Source organism: Microbacterium sp. WCS2018Hpa-23 (genome assembly GCF_031843845.1).
Classification (GTDB): domain Bacteria; phylum Actinomycetota; class Actinomycetes; order Actinomycetales; family Microbacteriaceae; genus Microbacterium.
The window spans coordinates 296778-316624 of record NZ_JAVTIZ010000001.1 but is presented as its reverse complement, the minus strand read 5'-3'; the positions used below and the strand labels follow the sequence as shown (position 1 = coordinate 316624).

The 19847-nt window shown below is 66.7% G+C and carries 16 protein-coding genes and 1 riboswitch; of the genes, 2 read left to right on the top strand and 14 right to left on the bottom strand.

Annotated features, from left to right (window positions below; all coding sequences use genetic code 11):
- Positions 1-144: 144 nt before the first annotated feature.
- Together RQG77_RS01445 and typA are read right to left on the bottom strand one after the other, a co-directional pair.
- Complete coding sequence (locus RQG77_RS01445; protein WP_311243107.1) at positions 145-1038, bottom strand: phospholipase; 894 nt, start codon at positions 1036-1038, stop codon at positions 145-147.
- Positions 1039-1202: 164 nt separating this feature from the next.
- Positions 1203-3116, bottom strand: coding sequence for a translational GTPase TypA (typA, locus tag RQG77_RS01440; RefSeq protein ID WP_056508792.1), 1914 nt, complete (start codon positions 3114-3116; stop codon positions 1203-1205).
- Positions 3117-3255: 139 nt separating this feature from the next.
- On the opposite strand from typA, the gene RQG77_RS01435 reads away from it, so the two are divergent.
- Together RQG77_RS01435 and RQG77_RS01430 are read left to right on the top strand one after the other, a co-directional pair.
- Complete coding sequence (locus RQG77_RS01435; protein WP_311243106.1) at positions 3256-4326, top strand: hypothetical protein; 1071 nt, start codon at positions 3256-3258, stop codon at positions 4324-4326.
- 34 nt (positions 4327-4360) lie between these two features.
- Positions 4361-5143 carry a type II CAAX endopeptidase family protein gene (locus RQG77_RS01430; RefSeq protein ID WP_311243105.1) on the top strand — a complete coding sequence of 261 codons (783 nt, stop codon included), beginning with the start codon at positions 4361-4363 and terminating at the stop codon, positions 5141-5143.
- A gap of 25 nt (positions 5144-5168) precedes the next feature.
- Here RQG77_RS01430 and RQG77_RS01425 read toward each other — a convergent pair whose 3' ends face one another.
- The 12 genes from RQG77_RS01425 to RQG77_RS01370 form a co-directional block, all read right to left on the bottom strand.
- A complete protein-coding gene (locus tag RQG77_RS01425) occupies positions 5169-5732 on the bottom strand; it encodes a PH domain-containing protein (protein ID WP_311243104.1) in 564 nt (187 codons plus the stop codon).
- Between the two features lie 2 nt (positions 5733-5734).
- Positions 5735-7408 carry an ABC transporter ATP-binding protein gene (locus RQG77_RS01420; RefSeq protein WP_311243103.1) on the bottom strand — a complete coding sequence of 558 codons (1674 nt, stop codon included), beginning with the start codon at positions 7406-7408 and terminating at the stop codon, positions 5735-5737.
- Positions 7405-8349 carry an ABC transporter permease gene (locus RQG77_RS01415; RefSeq protein ID WP_311243102.1) on the bottom strand — a complete coding sequence of 315 codons (945 nt, stop codon included), beginning with the start codon at positions 8347-8349 and terminating at the stop codon, positions 7405-7407. The genes RQG77_RS01420 and RQG77_RS01415 overlap by 4 nt, the downstream gene beginning before the upstream one ends.
- Positions 8342-9268, bottom strand: coding sequence for an ABC transporter permease (locus RQG77_RS01410; protein WP_056508779.1), 927 nt, complete (start codon positions 9266-9268; stop codon positions 8342-8344). The genes RQG77_RS01415 and RQG77_RS01410 overlap by 8 nt, the downstream gene beginning before the upstream one ends.
- 102 nt (positions 9269-9370) lie before the next feature.
- Complete coding sequence (locus RQG77_RS01405; RefSeq protein WP_311243101.1) at positions 9371-11047, bottom strand: ABC transporter substrate-binding protein; 1677 nt, start codon at positions 11045-11047, stop codon at positions 9371-9373.
- Positions 11048-11271: 224 nt separating this feature from the next.
- A complete protein-coding gene (gcvP, locus tag RQG77_RS01400) occupies positions 11272-14103 on the bottom strand; it encodes an aminomethyl-transferring glycine dehydrogenase (RefSeq protein ID WP_396653380.1) in 2832 nt (943 codons plus the stop codon).
- A gap of 61 nt (positions 14104-14164) precedes the next feature.
- A complete protein-coding gene (gene gcvH, locus RQG77_RS01395) occupies positions 14165-14542 on the bottom strand; it encodes a glycine cleavage system protein GcvH (RefSeq protein ID WP_056508773.1) in 378 nt (125 codons plus the stop codon).
- A complete protein-coding gene (locus tag RQG77_RS01390) occupies positions 14539-15723 on the bottom strand; it encodes a glycine cleavage system aminomethyltransferase GcvT (protein ID WP_311243099.1) in 1185 nt (394 codons plus the stop codon). The genes gcvH and RQG77_RS01390 overlap by 4 nt, the downstream gene beginning before the upstream one ends.
- Positions 15724-15957: 234 nt before the next feature.
- A riboswitch (glycine riboswitch) is annotated at positions 15958-16052 on the bottom strand.
- A 126-nt stretch (positions 16053-16178) separates the two neighbouring features.
- Complete coding sequence (locus tag RQG77_RS01385) at positions 16179-17015, bottom strand: ATP-binding cassette domain-containing protein (RefSeq protein WP_311243098.1); 837 nt, start codon at positions 17013-17015, stop codon at positions 16179-16181.
- The gene (locus tag RQG77_RS01380; protein WP_311243097.1) at positions 17012-17875 is read right to left on the bottom strand and encodes an ABC transporter ATP-binding protein; all 864 of its coding nucleotides are present in this window, start codon (positions 17873-17875) and stop codon (positions 17012-17014) included. The genes RQG77_RS01385 and RQG77_RS01380 overlap by 4 nt, the downstream gene beginning before the upstream one ends.
- Positions 17872-18852 (bottom strand): ABC transporter permease, encoded by a 981-nt coding sequence (locus tag RQG77_RS01375; protein WP_311243096.1) that lies wholly within the window; start codon positions 18850-18852, stop codon positions 17872-17874. The genes RQG77_RS01380 and RQG77_RS01375 overlap by 4 nt, the downstream gene beginning before the upstream one ends.
- Positions 18845-19840 carry an ABC transporter permease gene (locus RQG77_RS01370; RefSeq protein WP_311243095.1) on the bottom strand — a complete coding sequence of 332 codons (996 nt, stop codon included), beginning with the start codon at positions 19838-19840 and terminating at the stop codon, positions 18845-18847. The genes RQG77_RS01375 and RQG77_RS01370 overlap by 8 nt, the downstream gene beginning before the upstream one ends.
- Positions 19841-19847 lie beyond the last annotated feature (7 nt).

The window sequence follows — 19847 nt, the reverse complement described above, 5'->3', positions numbered from 1 at the left end:
TCACCGCTCACGGTAGTGCCATCGCGCCCGCGCTGCCTAGAGATTTCAGTGACCGTTTCAGATCGTCACAAACGCCGAGACCCACCCGCCGCGACTGTCGCGGGGGTGGGTCTCGGTGGGTGCAGTCGCTCGTGGCGCGAGGCGTCAGTACCAGTTTGACGCCTGCGAGTGACCCCAAGCGCTGCACGGCGCTCCGTACACGGCGTCGATGTAGCCCAGACCCCAGGCGATCTGGGTGGCCGCGTTGGTCTGCCAGTCGCTTCCGGCGGAGGCCATCTTGCTTCCGGGAAGCGCCTGCGGGATGCCGGTGGCTCCCCCCGACGAGTTGTAAGCCTGGTAGTTCCAGCCCGACTCCTTGGTCCACAGCGAGTTCAGGCAGGAGAACTGGTCCTCTCCCCACCCGTACTTGTCGGCCATCATCTGGCGAGCGGTGGCCTTCGCGCCCTCGGGAGTGTTCGCCTGCGCCAAGGCGGCAGCCTCCGCCGCCGCCTGCTCGGCCGCAGCCCGGGCCGCGTCGTCGGCCGCCTTCTTCTCCTGGGCTGCCGTGAACGAGGCCTGCAGCGCGGCCGTGCCGGCGATGACCTCGTCCGTGCCGGTGGACGTCTCGAGGGTCACGGAGGAGAGCAGGAGGGCGGACATCGAGTCGCGATCGCCACTGAGGCGATCGATGTCGGCGGCAAGCCCGTCGGTTGCGACCGACGAGGGGTCGGCGCCGAGGTCGAGGCCCGAGGCCGCCACCTCCGCGTTCAGGGCCTCTGCTGCGGCCGCGGCGTCCTCTGCCAGAGCGATCGTGATCGCCGAGTCGTCGGCGATCTTGGCCAGAGGCTCGCCACCGGTGACGAACGAGGCCACCTGGGCCACAGCATCCGGCATCTCCGCCCCGGCAGCCGGACCCGCAGCCATACCGACGGTGACCGCGAGTCCGAGGACTGCACCGGCCACCGTTCCGAAGATCATCTTGGGACGGCGTGCGGTCACCGCGTCACGGGCGGACGCCGCTGCATGGGCGCGCCGAAGCGCACGGGATGAATGAAGCATGGGTTCGACTTTCGGGTCGTCGTACGCCCGTCACAGGACACTCATCGGGAGATCGCCCCAGGCGCAAGGTAACGATTCTGCAACGGCCCGCCTGGACGTTTCGTGAGAAAGGGGCCCTGCGCCGCCGTTTCCGGCAATGCAGGGCCCCTTCTCTTAGACGATTCTCAGACGTTGGCGTCCTGGCGCTTCAGTCGAGCGGTCTCACGCGCACGGGTGTTCGCGTCGAGGTTGACCTTGCGGATGCGGACGACCTCGGGCGTGACCTCGACGCATTCGTCGTCACGAGCGAACTCGAGGCTCTCCTCGAGCGTCAGCTGGCGCGGGGGCGTCATCGACTCGAAGGTGTCGGAGCTCGCCGCACGCATGTTGGTGAGCTTCTTCTCCTTGGTGATGTTCACGTCCATGTCGTCGGCGCGCGAGTTCTCGCCGATGACCATGCCCTCGTAGACCTCCTGCGTGGGCTGCACGAAGAAGGACATGCGCTCCTGCAGGGCGATCATCGCGAACGGGGTGACGACACCCTGGCGGTCGGCGACGATCGAGCCGTTCTGACGGGTCGTGATGGAACCGGCCCACGGCTCGTAGCCGTGGGAGATCGCGTTGGCGATACCCGTGCCGCGCGTCGTCGTGAGGAACTCGCTGCGGAAGCCGATCAGACCGCGCGAGGGGACGATGAACTCCATGCGCACCCAGCCGGTGCCGTGGTTGGTCATGTTCTCCATGCGGCCCTTGCGGTTCGCGAGAAGCTGAGTGATCGCGCCGAGGTGCTCCTCCGGCGTGTCGATCGTGAGGTGCTCGAAGGGCTCGTAGGTCTTGCCGTCGATCTTCTTCGTGACCACCTGCGGCTTGCCGACGGTGAGCTCGAAACCCTCACGGCGCATGTTCTCGACGAGGATCGCCAGAGCCAGCTCGCCGCGACCCTGCACCTCCCACGCGTCGGGGCGCCCGATGTCGACGACCTTGAGCGAGACGTTACCGATCAGCTCCTTGTCGAGACGGTCCTTGACCATGCGAGCGGTGAGCTTGTGGCCCTTGACCTTGCCCATGAGCGGCGAGGTGTTCGTACCGATCGTCATCGAGATGGCGGGGTCGTCGACCGTGATCGCGGGGAGCGGGCGGACATCCTCGGGGTCGGCGATGGTCTCGCCGATCGTGATGTTCTCGAATCCGGCGATGGCGACGATGTCGCCGGGGCCTGCCGACTCGGCGGGGTAGCGCTCGAGCGCACGGGTCTTGAGCAGCTCGGTGATGCGTGCGTTCTGGTGCGTGCCGTCTGCACGGACCCAAGCGACGGTCTGGCCCTTCTTGAGCGTGCCGTTGAAGACGCGGAGAAGCGCGAGGCGGCCGAGGAACGGGCTGGAGTCGAGGTTGGTGACCCAGGCCTGCAGCGGAGCCTCGTCGTCGTACGCCGGAGCCGGGACGTGCTCGAGGATCGCCTCGAAGAGCGGCTCGAGGTCGTCGTTGTCGGGCAGCGAACCGTCGGCGGGACGGTTCTGCGATGCGGCGCCCGCACGACCGGAGGCGTAGACCACCGGCACGTCGAGCAGCGCGTCGACGTCGAGGTCGGGCACGTCGTCGACGAGGTCGGATGCGAGGCCCAGAAGCAGGTCGTGGGCTTCTTCCTCGACCTCGGCGATGCGAGCATCGGGACGGTCGGTCTTGTTGACCAGCAGGATGACGGGCAGCTTCGACTCGAGAGCCTTGCGCAGCACGAAGCGGGTCTGCGGAAGCGGGCCCTCGCTCGCGTCGACGAGCAGGACGACACCGTCGACCATCGACAGGCCGCGCTCGACCTCACCGCCGAAGTCGGCGTGGCCGGGGGTGTCGATCACGTTGATCGTGATCTCCTTGCCCTGAGCGTGCTTTCCCTTGTAGGTGATCGCCGTGTTCTTGGCGAGGATCGTGATGCCCTTTTCACGCTCGAGGTCGTTCGAGTCCATGGCGCGCTCATCGACGTGGGCGTGTTCGCCGAACGAGCCCGTCTGACGCAGCATGGCGTCGACGAGAGTGGTCTTGCCGTGGTCGACGTGCGCGACGATTGCGACGTTGCGGAGGTCAGAGCGAAGGGCGTGCGCCATGCATATGTCCTAAAGAGTGTGGGGTTTTGCCGAGAAGCCGACGTTCCAGACTATCGTATTCGGGCGAGTCGTTCCTGAGCGTCGAAGTACGACCTCGAGCGTCGCGCCGACCCAAGGGGCTGTGCGATACCGTGACCGCATGAGCGGCCACATGTACGACACCGACCTGGCCGCTGTGCAGAATCCGTGGACGGCACCGGCTCAGCTCGCAGAGATAGCCGCACGCCGGGGAGATCTGCACCCGCTCGTGCTACGTCACCCCGCGTGTTACCCGCAGCTGCGCGACTGGATACTCGCAGTGAATCCCGCGATGCGAGCGGTGGCGGCTGCTCCGGCTCCAGCCCCTGTTCCGCGGCGCGGAAGGGGCGGGCTGTGCGCACTTCTCGGATGCGGTGGAATCGCCCTGATGGGCTTCGCATTCGTCGTGGTTCTCGTCGTCGCAGGGCTGTTCACGTCCTCTTCGTCGCCCGAGCAGCCGACAGCACAGGGAACCGACTCCCGCTCCGAGTCGCTGGCGGCGTTCGATGCGGAGCGTAGCAGGTACTACGACCTCTACGCCCAGATCGAGACGAACCCGGTCGCTCCCCTCGTCGCGGACCTCATGACGTTCCGACGTCTGGAGGCGTCGATCTCGCAGCCCCCTGTCACCGACGCGTCGGTCGCTGACCATGCGAGCGAAGCCAAGGCCATCCGGCAGAGCCTCGAGCAGCGGATCGCCGACGCCGCCGCGCGACGAGCGAACGTCTCCGGTTCGGTCAGCGAGGCGATCGTCGACGAAGCCGGCCAGGGATTCATCGACATCGCATGGAACGCGGACACCGAGTGCGGGACCCCCGGAGAACCGGATGACGGACGTGTGACGATCGGCTGCATCTCCGAGGAAACGCTGACGGTTCACCTTCTGCCTGAAGACCAGCTCGGCGGCGACACCGCCATCCGTCTGGTCGTTCTGCACGAGCTCTCGCACCTCTACATGCGAGCCGACAGCGATGCGAACGGGGCCGAGCTGGGGTCATCTGGCGTCCTCGTCGAGCAGGGGCACTTTCAGGGGAACAGCGAGGTGTTCGCCGACTGCTACGCATTGACCTATCTGGATCTGTGGACCCTGACCTTCGACGGTCGCGACTACGGCTACGACTACATCTGCACCGCCGAAGAGCGACAGCTCATGCGCACGTGGGCTGTCGAAGTGCACGCGCCCATGCCATAGCAGTGCCAGCCGCGCGAGTACGATCGGTGATGCCATGAGCCTCCCCTCGAACGCCCCATCCCCGAGAGCACGCCTGTGGTGGGAGATCGCGATCGTGCTGGCCCTCGGCCTCGGCAAGTCCGCGGTCTACGCGATCGTCGAGCTGGCGGACCTCGTCACCCGCGACGTGCCTCTCGCCGATCAGACCGCCACGCTCAATCCCTCGCGAAGCGATCGGGAGGTCTTCGACCTGATCTATCAGATCCTGTCGATCGGGTTCTCGATCGTCCCGGTGCTGCTGGTCTGCTATCTGCTCTGGCAGCCCTCGAGGCCTCATCTGGGAAGACTCGGCCTCGACGGCACGAAGACGGCATCCGACATCGGGCGGGGAGTACTGCTCGTCGCTGCGATCGGCATCCCTGGCATCGGGCTCTATCTGGCCGGAAGAGCCCTAGGGATCTTCGTCGCGGTAGACCCCTCAGGCCAGGGCGCGCACTGGTGGACCGTGCCCGTCCTGCTTCTCGCGGCGGCCCGTGCATCGCTGCAGGAGGAGTTCGTGGTGCTGGGTTATCTGTTCGCCCGCCTGAAGCAGCTCGGGTGGGGTCCGTGGACCATCATCCTGACGACCTCACTGCTGCGCGCGAGCTACCACCTCTATCAGGGACCGGGCGCCTTCATCGGAAACCTCGCGATGGGCCTGCTGTTCGGTTGGCTGTTCCAGCGCAGCGGCCGGCTCATGCCGTTCCTGGTCGCGCACTTCCTGATCGATGCGACCGTGTTCGTCGGCTACCCCTGGGCCGCGAGCGCCTTCCCCGCGCTGTTCGGCCTGCCGAGCTGACAAGACCCGGAGCGCACGCAGGCGTTCACGCGTTGGCGATGAAGACCGACACGACGGCCCAGAGCACGATCGCACCGAGCGCGATGAGCGCCCGTGAATCCCAGGTGCGTCGGAGAGGAGCGTCCGCTGTCGCGGGTGCATCCTGCCAGCGATCACGGATCTCGGTCAGGTCGCGAAGACCGGCCGGAGCCTTGGCCTCGTCATCGCCGCTCGTCGGGCGGCGGACGGGACGCGCACGAGCCGGGCCGCCGTAGCACGAGAGGTCGGTGCCGTCATCGAGGGAGAACACCAGCTGCCAGCGCAGGTCGATGTCGCGCACCCGACTCCAGCCGAATGACGTGCGGCGGAGCATGTTCTGCACGACAGCGCCCTGGGCGTCGACACGAACGACCGACACGAAGGCGATCTCGTAGACCACCCAGAGCCCGAGCAGCACCCACGGGGCGAGCAGGAGCATCTGCCCCCAGCCGGCGCGGACGACGGCGTCGCCCAGCAGGAAGAGCGCGAGCAACGAGCACAGCACGAGGGAGACAGGCCCGGAGGCCGCACGGAATGTCCGTGCGGCCTCCGGTCGAGGTTCGGTGCTCACTCTCAGTGACCGCCGAGGGTGATCGATGCGCCGGGGATCGCCTTCAGCAGACGATCCGTGTATTCCTGTTGCGGATTCGCGAAGATCTCGTCGACAGTGCCCTGCTCGACGATCCTGCCCTTCTCCATGACGCACACGAGATCGCTCGAGACGCGGACGACTGCGAGGTCGTGCGTGATGAACAGATACGTGAGTCCGAGTTCCGACTGGAGCTCGGCCAGCAGCTGCAGCACCTGATCCTGCACCAGCACGTCGAGCGCCGACACGGCCTCGTCGAGCACGATGATGTCGGGCTTGAGCGCGAGAGCGCGCGCGATCGCGACACGCTGCCGCTGTCCTCCCGAGAGCTCGTTCGGATACCGTGTGGCGAGCACCCGCGGCAGCGAGACCTGATCGAGGAGCTCCTCGACCCGCTCCCGCTGTGACGTGCGGTCGCCGACACCGTGGATCTGCAGCGGCTCGGCGATGGTGTTGCCGATGTTGCGCAGCGGGTCGAGCGAGCCGTACGGGTCCTGGAACACCGGCTGCATGCGCCGACGCAGACCGAACGCCTGAGCGTTCGAGAGCCTCGACACGTCCTGGCCGTCGATCTCGATGGTGCCGCTGGTCGGCTCCTCGAGCTTCAGCACCATCTTCGCCACCGTGGACTTGCCGGAGCCCGACTCCCCCACGAGCGCGAGCGTCTTGCCCCGAGGGATCTCGAACGAGACATCTTCGACCGCTCGGAACGCTTCGCTGCGGAAGTTCCCCTGACGGATCCGATAGTCCTTCGTGAGCCCGGCGACACGCACGGTCGGCGGGATGGCGGCGAGGTCTTCGAGCGTCTCGATCCCTCTGTCCTCCACCACCGCCTGGATGCGCTGCGACGCGACGCTGGGCGCCGCGGCGACCAGACGCTTGGTGTACGGGTGCTGCGGGTTCTCGAGGATCTCGCGGCTGGGACCCGCCTCGACGATGTTGCCGCCGTTCATCACGATGATCTTGTCCGCACGCTCAGCCGCGAGGCCCAGGTCGTGCGTGATCAGGAGCACCGAGGTGCCCTTGTCGCGAGTGAGCGAGGCCATGTGATCGAGGATCACGCGCTGCACCGTCACGTCGAGAGCCGAGGTCGGCTCGTCGGCGATGAGCAGCTTCGGGTCGGCCGCGAGGCCCATCCCGATCAGCGCGCGCTGGCGCATTCCACCCGAGAACTGGTGCGGGAACTGGTGCAGACGCTTCTCGGCGTCTGCGAGCCCCGCCTGCTTCAGCACCTCGACAGTGCGTGCCTTCGCGGCGTCGCGCCCCTGGGCGATTCCGTTCGCACGGATCGCCTCCTTCACCTGGAAGCCGATGCTCCAGACCGGGTTGAGGTTCGACATCGGGTCCTGCGGCACGAAGCCGATGTCCCGACCGCGGACGGCCTCGATCTCGCGACGGTTGAGTGTCGTGAGCTCGCGCCCCTCCAGCGTGATCGATCCTGCGGTGACCTGGCCGGTGCCGGGCAGCAGGTTCACGATGGCCGTGGCCGTCGTCGACTTTCCCGAGCCCGACTCGCCCACGATCGCGACCGTCTCTCCGGGCATGACGTCGAAGCTGACTCCGTGGAGCACTTCGCGCAGGCCCTCCTGCGTGCGGAACGCGACGGTGAGGTCGCGGATGCTCAGCAGCGGGACCTGTTCGGTGATTCGCTCGCTCATCGGCGTGCCCTCGCCTTCGGGTCGAGGGCGTCTCGGATGAGCTCGCCCAGGGTGACGAACGCCAGCACCGCGAGGGTGAGTGCGATCGACGGATAGATGAGCGCCATCGGCGCGACACGCAGCGATGCCTGCGCCTTGGCGATGTCGTTACCCCACGACATCACGTCGCTGCCGAGACCGACCCCGAGGAACGAGAGCGTCGCCTCGGCGACGATCGCCGCCGCGAGTCCGAGCGTCGACACCACGAGCAGCGGTGCGATCGCATTCGGGACGACATGGTTCAGGAGGATCTTGAACTTCGACTGGCCCAGTGCCTGCGACGCCATGACGAAATCGGCCTGACGGACCCTGAGCACCTCGGCGCGCACGACTCTGGCTGTGGAGGCCCACGCGAACGCACCGATGGCGAAGGCGAGGGTCCATACCGAACGTGCATCCCGGAAGACGGTCATCACGACCACGGCCGCGAGGATGTACGGGATCGCGAAGAAGATGTCACCGATGCGCGACAGCAGGCCGTCGAGCCATCCTCCGTAGAAGCCCGCGAGTGCCCCCATGATCAGGCCGAGGACCGACGAGATCACCGTGGCGATCAGGCCGACCGCCAACGAGGTCTGGGATCCCCAGACGATGCGCGCGTAGATGTCGCACCCCTGGAACGTGAACCCGAGCGGGTGCCCGTCGGTCGGGCCGCCATTGCTGTTGGACAGCTGGCAGTCGTCGTTCGGCGGGGTGGCGGTGAACAGCGTGGGCCACAGCGCCATCACGAGGAAGAAGAGCGCGAGCACGATCGAGAACCAGAACAGCGGACGACGCCGGAGGTCGAACCAGGCGTCGCGCCACAGATTGCTGGGCTTGTCAGAGATGCGGACGGCGTCGACCGCGATCGACTCCGTCTCGATCGGAGCGACGTAGTGCTTCTGAGATGTGGGATCAGGCATAGCGAATCCTCGGGTCGAGCAGACCGTAGAGCAGGTCGATGAGAAGGTTCACCAACACGTACAGGATGACGAACACGGTCACGAACGAGACGACCGTGGGGCCCTCGCCGCGCTGGATCGCCTGGAACAGCGTGTTGCCGACACCGGGCACGTTGAAGATGCCCTCGGTGACGGTCGCGCCGACGAGCAGCACACCGAAGTTCGTCGCGGAGTTGGTGATCACGGGGATCAGCGAGTTGCGCAGCACGTGCACGGGGAGCACGCGGTTGCGCGAGAGCCCCTTGCTGTAGGCGGTGCGCACCCAGTCCTGGTTCAGTGTCTCGATGACGGAGCTGCGCATCAGACGCATGCTCACGGCGTAGAGGCTGAAGCCGAGCACGATGGCCGGAAGCCAGAGCCCACCCCAGTCGTTGTCCGCGCCCACCGTGGGTTTGAACCATCCGAGTTGGATCGCCAGGAAGTACTGCGCGAGGAACGCCACGACGAAGATCGGGATCGCGATCGCGACGAGCGCCACGATCAGAGACACGTTGTCGAACAGCTTGCCCTTGCGCAGCGCCGAGATCGTTCCGATGATGATCGCCAGCACGAACTCGATGGCGATCGCCATCACGGCCAGGCGTCCTGTGACGGGAAGCGTGGCGGCGAGGACCGCCGACACGGGTCGACCGGAATACGTGGTGCCCAGGTCGCCCTGGAACACACCGGTGATGTAGTACCAGTACTGCACGATGAACGGGTCGTTCAGGTGGTACTGCTCTCGCAGCTGGTTGACGACCGCCGGACTCGGCGTCTTGTCGCCGAACAGGGCGAGGATCGGGTCGCCGGGCATGGCGAACACCAGGAAGTAAATGAGCAGGGTGGCTCCGAAGAAGACCGGGATCACCTGCAGAAGACGCCTCAGAATATAACCGAGCATCCGCTAGTCCCTTCTTAGAGGGGAAAGAAAGCTACGTGAACACAAGCCTGTGAGGCGGTGACGAAGAATCGTCACCGCCTCACAGGTGAAGTGCCGTCAGACTTACTCGCCGGCCTTCGTGATCTCGTAGTACAGCGGAACCGAGTTCCAGCCGAACGTGACGTTGTCGACGTTCTCGCTGAAGCCACCGGTCACGTTCGAGTACCACAGCGGGATCGCGGGAAGATCCTGGAACAGGACCTCCTGCGCCTTGGTGAAGTCCTCGAGCTGCGCGTCGGCGTCGGGGTTGCTGATACCTGCGGAGATGAGGTCGTCGAACTCGGGGTTCGAGTAGTCACCGTCGTTGGAACCGGCACCCGTGGCGTAGAGCGGTCCGAGGAAGTTGTACAGACCCGGGTAGTCGGCCTGCCAGCCGGAGCGCGCAGCCGTGGTGATGGAGCGGTCGTTGATCTTCGTGCGAAGGTCCTGGAAGGTCGGGTACGGGTCGCCCGATGCCTCGATGCCCAGCGTGTTCTTGATGCTGTTGCTCACCGCGTCGACCCAGGCGTCGTGTCCGCCGTCGGAGTTGTACGCGATCTTGAACTCGCCGTCCCACGGCGAGATGGCGTCGGCCTCGGCCCACAGCTCCTTCGCCTTCTCGGGATCGAAGTCGAGGACCTCGCTACCGGGAACCGAGTCGGACCAGCCGTCGATGACCGGCGACGTGAAGTCGGCGGCCGGGGTGCGGGTGCCCGAGAAGATGGTCTCGGTGATCTCTTCGCGGTTGATCGCCATCGACAGCGCCTGACGACGCAGCTGGCCCTCTTCGCCGCTGAAGTGCGGGAGGAACTGGCCGATGGTGAACGACTGGAACACAGCCGAGGGCTGGTTCACGGCACGGTCACCGAGCTCGTCGGCGAAGACGGGGAGCGAGTTCGTCGGGATCGCGTCGATGACGTCGACCTCGTTCGACAGCAGGTCTGCGTATGCCGCTTCCTGCGTGGCGTAGAACTTGATCGTCAGACCGCCGTTGGCCGCCTTGCGGGGGCCGTCGTAATCGTCGTTGCGCACGAGGTCGATCTGCACGTCGTGCTGCCACGCGTCTTCGCCGTCGATCATGTACGGGCCGTTGCCGATCGGGAACTGGCCGAAGGCCTCCATGTCCTCGAAGGCCGCGTCGGGCAGCGGGTAGAACGCCGAGTATCCGAGACGCAGTGCGAAGTCGGAGGCCGGCTTGTTCAGCGCGATCGTGAAGGTGTAGTCGTCGACCTGCTGGAGACCAGCCATGTCGCCCTGCGCACCGAAGACGTCGTCATCGGGGTTGGCCGGGTCGCCCGGGTCGTTGATGAAGCCCTCGATGTCCTCGAAGAAGTAGCCCGAGAGCTGTGCGTTCTCGGCCTGTGCGCCGTAGTTCCACGCCTTGATGAAGTTGTCGGCGGTGACTTCTTCACCGTCGGTGAAGGTCAGGCCTTCCTTGATCTTGACGGTGATGTTCTGCGGGTCTTCCGTGGTGATCTCCTCAGCCACGTCGTTGACCGGGGCGCCTTCGGCGTCGTAGTAGATCAGACCGGCGAAGATCTCGTCGAGGATCTTTCCGCCACCCACCTCGTTGGTGTTGGTGGGGATCAGCGGGTTCTCGGGCTCCGAGCCGTTCGTGGTGATGATGGCATCTGCGTCGACGTTCGCGCCGGAGCCGCCGTCACCTTCGTTGCCGTTTCCACCGCTCGCGCAGCCCGCGAGCGCCAGGGCGCCGATCGCGAACAGCGCGGTGCCCGCAAGGGCGATCTTGTTGCGCTTCACTTGTGTCCTCCTGTGGACGGGAATTCATCAGACTGCGCGCTCAGAATCGAGCGCGTAGGGATAGTTGACTGTAACCCGGCATACTGCGGACATCGCACTCGGCTAATGAACTGTTACTGAGTGGTGATCATCCGTAATCTCGCGGAAACATGCGGAAATGCACGGAAACGAGAGGCGGCGCCGCATCCGGAAGGACGCGACGCCGCACCAGGGCGCTCATCCGCTCAGGCGAAGGCTTCGATCGGCGGGCAGGCGCAGACCAGGTTGCGATCGCCGTACGCCTGGTCGATGCGGCGCACCGGCGGCCAGTACTTGCCGGCGACCAGGGCGTGCACCGGGTAGGCGGCGTCTTCACGGGTGTACGCGTGGTTCCACTCCCCCGCGATCAGTGAGACCGCGGTGTGCGGTGCGTGGACCAGCGGGTTGTCGTCCGCAGGCCAGCGGCCGGAGGCGACGGCATCCGCTTCAGCCTTGATCATGATCATGGCCTCGATGAAGCGCTCGATCTCGCCGAGATCCTCCGATTCCGTGGGCTCGACCATCAGCGTGCCCGCGACGGGGAACGACATCGTCGGGGCGTGGAAGCCGTAGTCGATGAGGCGCTTGGCGACGTCGTCGACCGTGATCCCGGTCGCGTCCTTCAGCGGACGCAGGTCGAGGATGCACTCGTGCGCGACGCGGCCGTTCTCGCCCGCGTACAGCACCGGGTAGTGCTCTCCGAGGCGCGCGGCGATGTAGTTCGCCGAGAGCACGGCTGCGGCCGTCGCATTGCGGAGGCCGTCGGCCCCCATCATCCGCACGTACGACCACGAGATCGGGAGGATGCCCGCCGAGCCGTATGGTGCCGCCGACACGGCGCCGCCCTCGAAGACGAATCCGCCCGCGTGCTCCGCCCGCTGCGCGAGCGGGTGCGACGGCAGGTACGGCGCGAGGTGCGCCTTGGCCGCGACGGGGCCCACACCGGGGCCACCGCCGCCGTGCGGGATGGCGAACGTCTTGTGCAGGTTGAGGTGCGAGACGTCGCCGCCCAGGTCTCCGAAGCGGGCGTAGCCGAGCAGCGCGTTGAGGTTCGCACCGTCGACGTAGACCTGTCCACCCGCGTCGTGCACGGCGGTCGTGATCTCCACCACGTCCTGCTCGTACACACCGTGGGTCGACGGGTAGGTGATCATCAGCGCGGAGAGCTCCTCGGCGTGCGCCGCGATCTTGGCCCGCAGGTCGTCGAGGTCGACGTTGCCGAGCTCATCGCAGGCGACGACGACGACCTTCATGCCGGCGAGCACCGCCGAGGCTGCGTTCGTCCCGTGGGCGGACGACGGGATCAGGCACACCGTGCGCTGCGTGTCGCCGTTCGCCAGGTGGTAGCCGCGGATCGCGAGCAGCCCGGCGAGCTCGCCCTGCGAACCCGCGTTCGGCTGCAGCGACACCGCGTCGTACCCGGTGACCTCGGCGAGCCACGCCTCGAGCTGAGTGATCATGTCGAGGTACCCCTCGACGTCGGATGCCGGGGCGAACGGGTGGATGCCCGCGAACTCCGGCCACGTGATCGATGCCATCTCGGTGGCGGCGTTGAGCTTCATCGTGCACGAGCCGAGCGGGATCATGCCGCGGTCGAGCGCGTAGTCGCGATCGGCGAGGCTCTTCAGGTAGCGCATCATGGCGGTCTCGCTGCGGTGCGCGTGGAACACGGGATGCGTGAGGTACTCGTCCTGTCGGAGCAGATCAGCGGGAAGTGCGCCGTGCGACCCCGAGCCGTAGAACCCGAAGGCGCGCTCCTGCGCCCCACCGAACACACGGGCGACCTGGTGGAGCTCGCCGACCGTGGTGGTCTCGTCGACCGAGATGCCGATCGTGTCGACATCGGCGGCGTGCAGCAGAATGCCGAAGCCGTGATGGGCCTGCTCCACGAACTCGGCCGCACGCCCCGGAACCCGCACCTGGAGGGTGTCGAAGAACGAGTCGTGCACGACGTCCGCGCCCGCATCGGCGAGCCAGTCGCGCAGCATGGTGGTCTTGGCCGCGACCTCTGCGGCGATCGCACGCAGTCCGTCCGGACCGTGGTAGACCGCGTACATCGACGCCATCACCGCGAGCAGCACCTGCGCGGTGCAGATGTTGCTGGTCGCCTTCTCGCGGCGGATGTGCTGCTCGCGGGTCTGCAGGGACAGCCGGTACGCCGGCCTGCCGTCCGCATCGACCGAGACGCCGACGAGGCGCCCCGGCAGCTGCCGCTCGAGTCCTGCGCGCACCGCCATGTAGCCGGCGTGCGGGCCTCCGAAGCCGATCGGCACGCCGAAGCGCTGCGTGGTGCCGACCGCGACATCCGCGCCGAGCGAACCGGGCGAGGCGATCAGGGTGAGCGCGAGCAGATCGGCCGCGACGACCGCGAGTCCGCCGGCGAGGTGCGCGGCGTCGATCACGGCGCTGGGGTTCCACACGCGACCGGAGGCACCCGGATACTGCACGAAGACGCCGAACAGCTCTGCGGGGAGCTGCTCGCCGGCGGCGAAGTCGACCGTCACGAGCTCGATACCCACCGCCTCGGCGCGGGTCTCGAGCAACGCCCTCGTCTGCGGGAAGGCGTCGGCGTCGACGGCGAACACGTTCGATGCCTTCTTCGACGCGCGGCGCGCCAGCAGCATCCCCTCGACGACCGCGGTCGACTCGTCGAGCATCGACGCGTTGGCCGTGGTGAGACCGGTGAGCTCGGCCACCATCGTCTGGAAGTTGATCAGCGCCTCGAGGCGCCCCTGCGAGATCTCGGGCTGGTACGGCGTGTAGGCCGTGTACCAGGAGGGGTTCTCGAGCACGTTGCGCTGGATCACCTGCGGGGTGATCGTGCCGTAGTACCCGAGGCCGATCATCGGCCGGTTCACCGTGTTGCGAGCGGCGATCGCCCGGAGCTCGGCGAGAGCCTCGGTCTCGCTCGCCGCGCGAGGGATGACCGAGTCCGTGGAGGCTGCGGTGAAGATCGAGGACGGCACGGCCTGGCGCATCAGCGCCTCGACCGGGCTCCAGTCCTCGAGCGCGGACTCGACGCCCAGCGCGTCGAGCATCTGGCGCTGAGTGGATTCGGTGGTTCCGATGTGACGATCGGCGAAGGAGACCACTGGTCGATCAGCCCTCCGTCAGAGCGACGTACGCGTCGCGGTCCATCAGACCCTCGAGCGCCCCCGCGGCCACGGCGACCTTGATGAGCCAGCCTCCGGCGAACGGCTCCGCGTTCACGAGCGAGGGGTCGTCGACCACGGTGTCGTTGATCTCGACGACCGTGCCGGTGACCGGTGCGTAGAGCTCGCCGACCGACTTGGTCGACTCGATCTCGCCGACGACGGAGCCTGCGGCGATCTCGGTGCCGACGGCGGGAAGCTCGACGAACACGACGTCGCCGAGCTTGTCGGCCGCGTAATCGGTGATGCCGATCGTCACGGTGTCGCCGTCAGCGGCGATCCACTCGTGCTCGTCGGTGTAGCTGAGGGCGTTGAGGTCGGTCATTTGGTCCTCCGGTAGAAAGGCAGGGCGGTCACGGTCGCGGGGATCCTGGTCCCCCGCACATCAAGGAATACTGCGGTTCCCTCCGCAGCGGAAGACGATTCGACGTAGGCCATCGCGATCGGGTGGCCGAGTGTCGGGCTGAGCGCACCGCTGGTGATCTCGCCGAGCACGCCGCCGTCCTGATCGACGACGGGGTATCCAGCACGGCCGGCGCGCTTGCCCTCGGCCACGAGGCCCACCAGCACCGGGGCGTCGGATGCGGCATCCACCGCTCCCTTGCCGATGAAGCTCTCTTTGTCGCTCACGACGACCCGACCGAGACCGGCCTGCGACGGCTTGGTCTCACGGGAGAGTTCATGGCCGTAGAGGGGCATGCCCGCCTCGAGGCGGAGCGTGTCGCGCGCGGCGAGACCGGCGGGGACGAGACCGTGCGCCTGACCGGCCTCGACGAGCGCGTCCCAGAGGGCCGGGGCGTCGGCGACGCGGACGAGGAGCTCGAAGCCGTCCTCCCCCGTGTACCCGGTGCGGGCGAGGAGCAGCGGGCCGCCGAGGAACGAGGCGTCGGCCCAGGCGTAGTACTTCTGCTCAGACCAGGGCGTTCCGAGGTCGGTGATGCCCGTCGTCGAGGAGAGGATGGCCTCAGAGGCCGGGCCCTGAACAGCGAGCAGCGCATAGTCGTCGGAGACGTCCTCGACGTCGACTCCACGGTCTCCGAGGAAGCCCTCGAAGGTGCGCTCCTCGCCGTCGGCGAGCGCCGGCCGTTCACGCTCGATCCGCGAAGGAAACGAACGGATCCGCGATGCGAACGCCCCGTCGACGAATCCGCGGTTGCCGGCGTTCGCGATCACCAGGAACCGATCCTCGGCGAGGCGGTAGACGATGACATCATCGATGATCCCGCCGTCGTCGGCCAGCATCAGCGAGTACTTCGCCTTGCCGACGGACATCGCCGACAGGCGACCGGCCAGAGAGTAGTCGAGGAAGGCCCCTGCGAAGTCTCCGGTGATCATGAACTCCGCCATGTGCGAGATGTCGAAGATCCCGGCAGCCTGACGCACGGCGTGGTGCTCGGCGAGGTCGGAGGTGTAGCGCACCGGCATCTGCCAGCCGCCGAAGTCGGTGAACGAGGCGCCGAGCGCCTCATGGCGCTCGCGGAGCGGGGTGTAGCGAGGGTCGGACATGGAGTTCTCCCGGGCTGGGTCGGGCGGAACAGCGGTGTCGCCGTTCCTCGGAACTCCCCCTCTGTCATGGGCCTGAGAGCTTCACCCAGAGACTGGGCTTTCACCGTCGGCGGACCACCGGCGAAGAGACGGAGACGCGCGGAATGCATGTCGCCAGGGTTTCGACTCGGGCGCCTCCGGCGGCCTCGCTCAACCCGATTTCTCGCTTCGCTGGAAATCGCTTTTCAGAGTGGCCGGAACCGCGCGGTACGCGTACCTGAGAGATTGGCGGGGAGGCTTGCTCCTTCGGTGCCCGGCTGCGTTCGCCGGGGCTCTCCCGCGTGGGTCATTCGGCCTGTCTTCACTTGTGCGTTCAGTCTAGCGGGTCGCCCCCGACGAGACAGGTGGTCCTCCGGTCGCGCTTCGCTCCGCGCGCCATGCGTCGCGGTGGAGGGGAAGCGCGACCGGAGGGATGCTCAGCGGCCGGCGAGCTCTGCCCGAACCTCGTCACGGAGGCGACCGAGGTTCTCGGGCTCCGGCGCTGCGCCCAGCAGGGTCTTCGTGTACTCGTGCTGAGGGTTGAGGATGACGTCGTCGGCAGGGCCGCGCTCCACGACATCGCCCTTGTAGAGGACCATGATCTCGTCACTGAAGTGGCGAGCCGTCGCGAGATCGTGCGTGATGTACAGCACGCCGAGATTCTCTTCCCGCTGCAGATCGGCCAGCAGGTTGAGCACCCCCAGCCTGATCGAGACATCGAGCATCGAGACCGGCTCATCCGCGACGATGAACCGCGCTCCCGGGGCGAGCGCCCGCGCGATGGCCACGCGCTGACGCTGACCACCGGACAGCTCATGCGGGCGGCGCTCGGCGAAGCTCTCGCCCGGTGACAGCCTCACGCGCTCGAGCAGCTCGATCGCGCGCGACCGCACTTCGGCGCCCGAGAGCTTCGGATGGTGGAGCCTGATCGGGCGCTCCAGGTGGTGGATGATCGTGTGGAACGGGTTCAGCGAGGCGAACGGATCCTGGAACACCATCTGCACCTGCGAGCGGTAGTCCTCGACCGCCCGGCCGCGCATCCCTGCATCTTTGCCGTCGAGCAGGATCTGCCCGCTGGTCGGAATCTCGAGCTTCATCAGCATCCGGGCGATCGTCGACTTGCCCGACCCCGATTCGCCGACGAGGGCGACCGTCTTGCCCGCTTCGATCGTGAACGAGACGTCCTTGACCGCATGCAGGATCGACGTCTTGAGCCCTGATCGCAGGGTGAAGTCCTTCACCAGGTTGCGGGCTTCGAGGGTGGGAGCGCTCATCGGATCTCCTCCTGACTGGGCTGGCTGCCGGTGCGGACGAAGTCTCCGCGCTCGCCGGTCAGGCTCGGGAAGCTCGACAGCAGCTTCTTGGTGTACTCGTGCTGGGGCGTGCGGTAGATCTCCTCCGCCGTGCCCTCCTCGACGATCTGCCCCTGCAGCATGACGGCGATGCGGTCGCTGATCTCGATCAGCATCGGCAGGTCGTGTGTGATGAAGATCACCGCGAAGCCGAGCCGCTCGCGCAGCCGCATGATCTCGCGGATGATCCCCCGCTGCACGACCACATCGAGCGCGGTGGTGGGCTCGTCCATGATCATGACCTGCGGATCCAGTGCGAGCGCCATCGCGATCATCATGCGCTGCCGCATACCGCCGGAAAGCTCGTGCGGGAAGCTCGTCAGCCGCGACGGGTCCACCCCGACGAGAGTCAGCAGCTCCTCGGCTCTGGCCTGTTTGTCCTTCTTGGACATGCCGGGCCGATGGGTGTCGAAGATGTCGAAGATCTGCGCCTTGACGCTGATCACCGGGTTGAGCGAGTTCATCGCTCCCTGGAACACCATCGAGATCTTGTCCCAGCGGAACGCGCGCAGGCCGTCACCGTCGAGTGCGACGATGTCGATGTCGTGACCGTCACGGTCGTGGAAGACGATCTCGCCGCTCGTCATGAGCGCCGGCGCCTTGAGCAGCCGGTTCATGCCGTAGGCGAGGGTGGTCTTGCCGCATCCCGATTCTCCCGCGAGTCCCAGGATCTCTCCTCGGTTGAGGGTGAGGGACACATTGCGGACCGCCTTGACGGGCGGGTCCACTTCGTACTCGATCGACACGTCGCGTGCGGTGAGCACGGCATCCGGAGCGCTCATGCGGCGACCCCCTTCGTCTTGGCCGCCTTGCGCACACGCCGAGCGGCGTCCGGCGCATTGCGCAGCTTGGGGTTGATGACCTCGTCGATCGCGAAGTTGATGAGTGAGAGTCCCGCTCCGAGCATGGCGATCATGATTCCCGGTGGCACGAACCACCACCACGCGCCTCGTCCGAGAGCCTGACCGGACTGCGCATCGTTCAGGATGGTGCCCCAGGTGATCGAGGAGTTCGGGCCGAGGCCGAGGTAGGAGAGTCCGGCCTCACCGAGGATCGCGAAGATGATCGCGAAGAGGAACTGCGCAGTGAGCAGCGGCAGCAGGTTCGGCATGATCTCGACCAGGATGACGCGGAAGGATCGCTCCCCCGCGACTTTGGATGCGTAGACGTAGTCGCGGGTGCGCAGCGATCGTGTCTGCAGGCGCAGCACGTAGGCCGCGCCGGCCCACGACGTGATTCCGAGCACGAACGCGACGAGCTGCCAGCTGCGCTGCGGGACGAAGGAGGAGATCACCATCACCAGAGGCAGGCCGGGGATCACGATCATCACGTTCGTCAGCAGCGCGAGAGTGTCCTCGCGCCAGCCGCCGAGGTACCCCGCGAGGACACCGAACAGCAGCGACAGGATGATGGCGATGCCGCCCGCGACCACACCGACCAGGAGCGACCCCTGGGCGCCGATCGCGAGCTGGGCGAACATGTCGTTGCCGAGCTTGGTGGTGCCGAGCCAGTGCTCCGGCGAGGGCGGGAGCAGTGCGGGGTTGTCGGTGCTCCGAGGATCCTGCGAGAAGATCGGCGCGATGATCGCGAAGAGCACGATCGACAGGACGATGACAGCGCCGACGACGAACTTCGGCGAGGTGATCGGGAGCACGCGGCGGCGCTTGCGCCCCCGCTGGGTCGCCAGCGAGATGGTGCTCGCGGGCTGGGTCGTCGGCTGATCCTTGGGGGTCAGCACTGCGTTCTCGGTGTCAGACATTCTGGCGAGCCCTCGGGTCGATGAAGCCATAGACGAGGTCCATGATGAAGTTGGCGGCGAGCACCGTGATCGTGATGACGAGGAAGAGTCCCTGCATCAGCGCGTAGTCGTTGTTCGTGACCGCCTGGAACATCAGCTTTCCGATGCCCGGGTAGGTGAACACCTGCTCCATGACGATGGAGCCGGCCACCACGAAGCCCAGGGTGATCGAGAAGCCTGCGATCGACGGGATGGCGGCGTTGCGGGCCGCGTACGTCGTCATGATCCGACGAGGACGGAGCCCCTTGGCCTCGGCCGTGAGCACGTAGTCCTCGGCCATGGTCTGCACCATCATGTTGCGCATCCCGAACATCCACCCGCCGACCGACGAGATCACGATGGTCACCGCGGGAAGGATCGCGTGCGAGAGCGCATCCACGAAGAACGCCCAGGTCGGCTCTGGGCCGTCAGGGAAGTCGAAGACGTCGTAGCCGCCGAAGATCGGGAACCAGCCGAGTCCGACCGCGAACACCGAGACGAGGAGCAGCGCCATCCAGAAATACGGAATGGACTGCAGCACGGTGGTCGCCGGGATCAGGTGGTCGACCCAGGTGCCTCGCTTCCACCCTGCCCAGGCGCCGAGTGCGACGCCGAGGATGAAGGAGATCACGGTCACCGTGCCGACGAGGATGAGCGTCCAGGGCAACGCCTGCGCGATCAGCTCGCTCACCGGTGCCGGGAACTTGGTGACGGAGATACCCAGATCGCCCTGGAACATGCGCCCCCAGTACGCGATGTACTGATCCCAGAGGGAGGAGTCATCACCGCCGAGCAGCAGCTTGATGTTGCGGATCGTGGTCTCGGAGACCTCGCCACCCGCACGCTGCATCTTGGCGATCATGATGTCCGCCGGGTTCCCCGGCATGAGCCGGGGAAGCAGGAAGTTGAGTGAGATCGCGGCCCACAGCGTGAACGCGTAGAACCCGATTCTTCGTGCATAGAACTTCATGTCACTG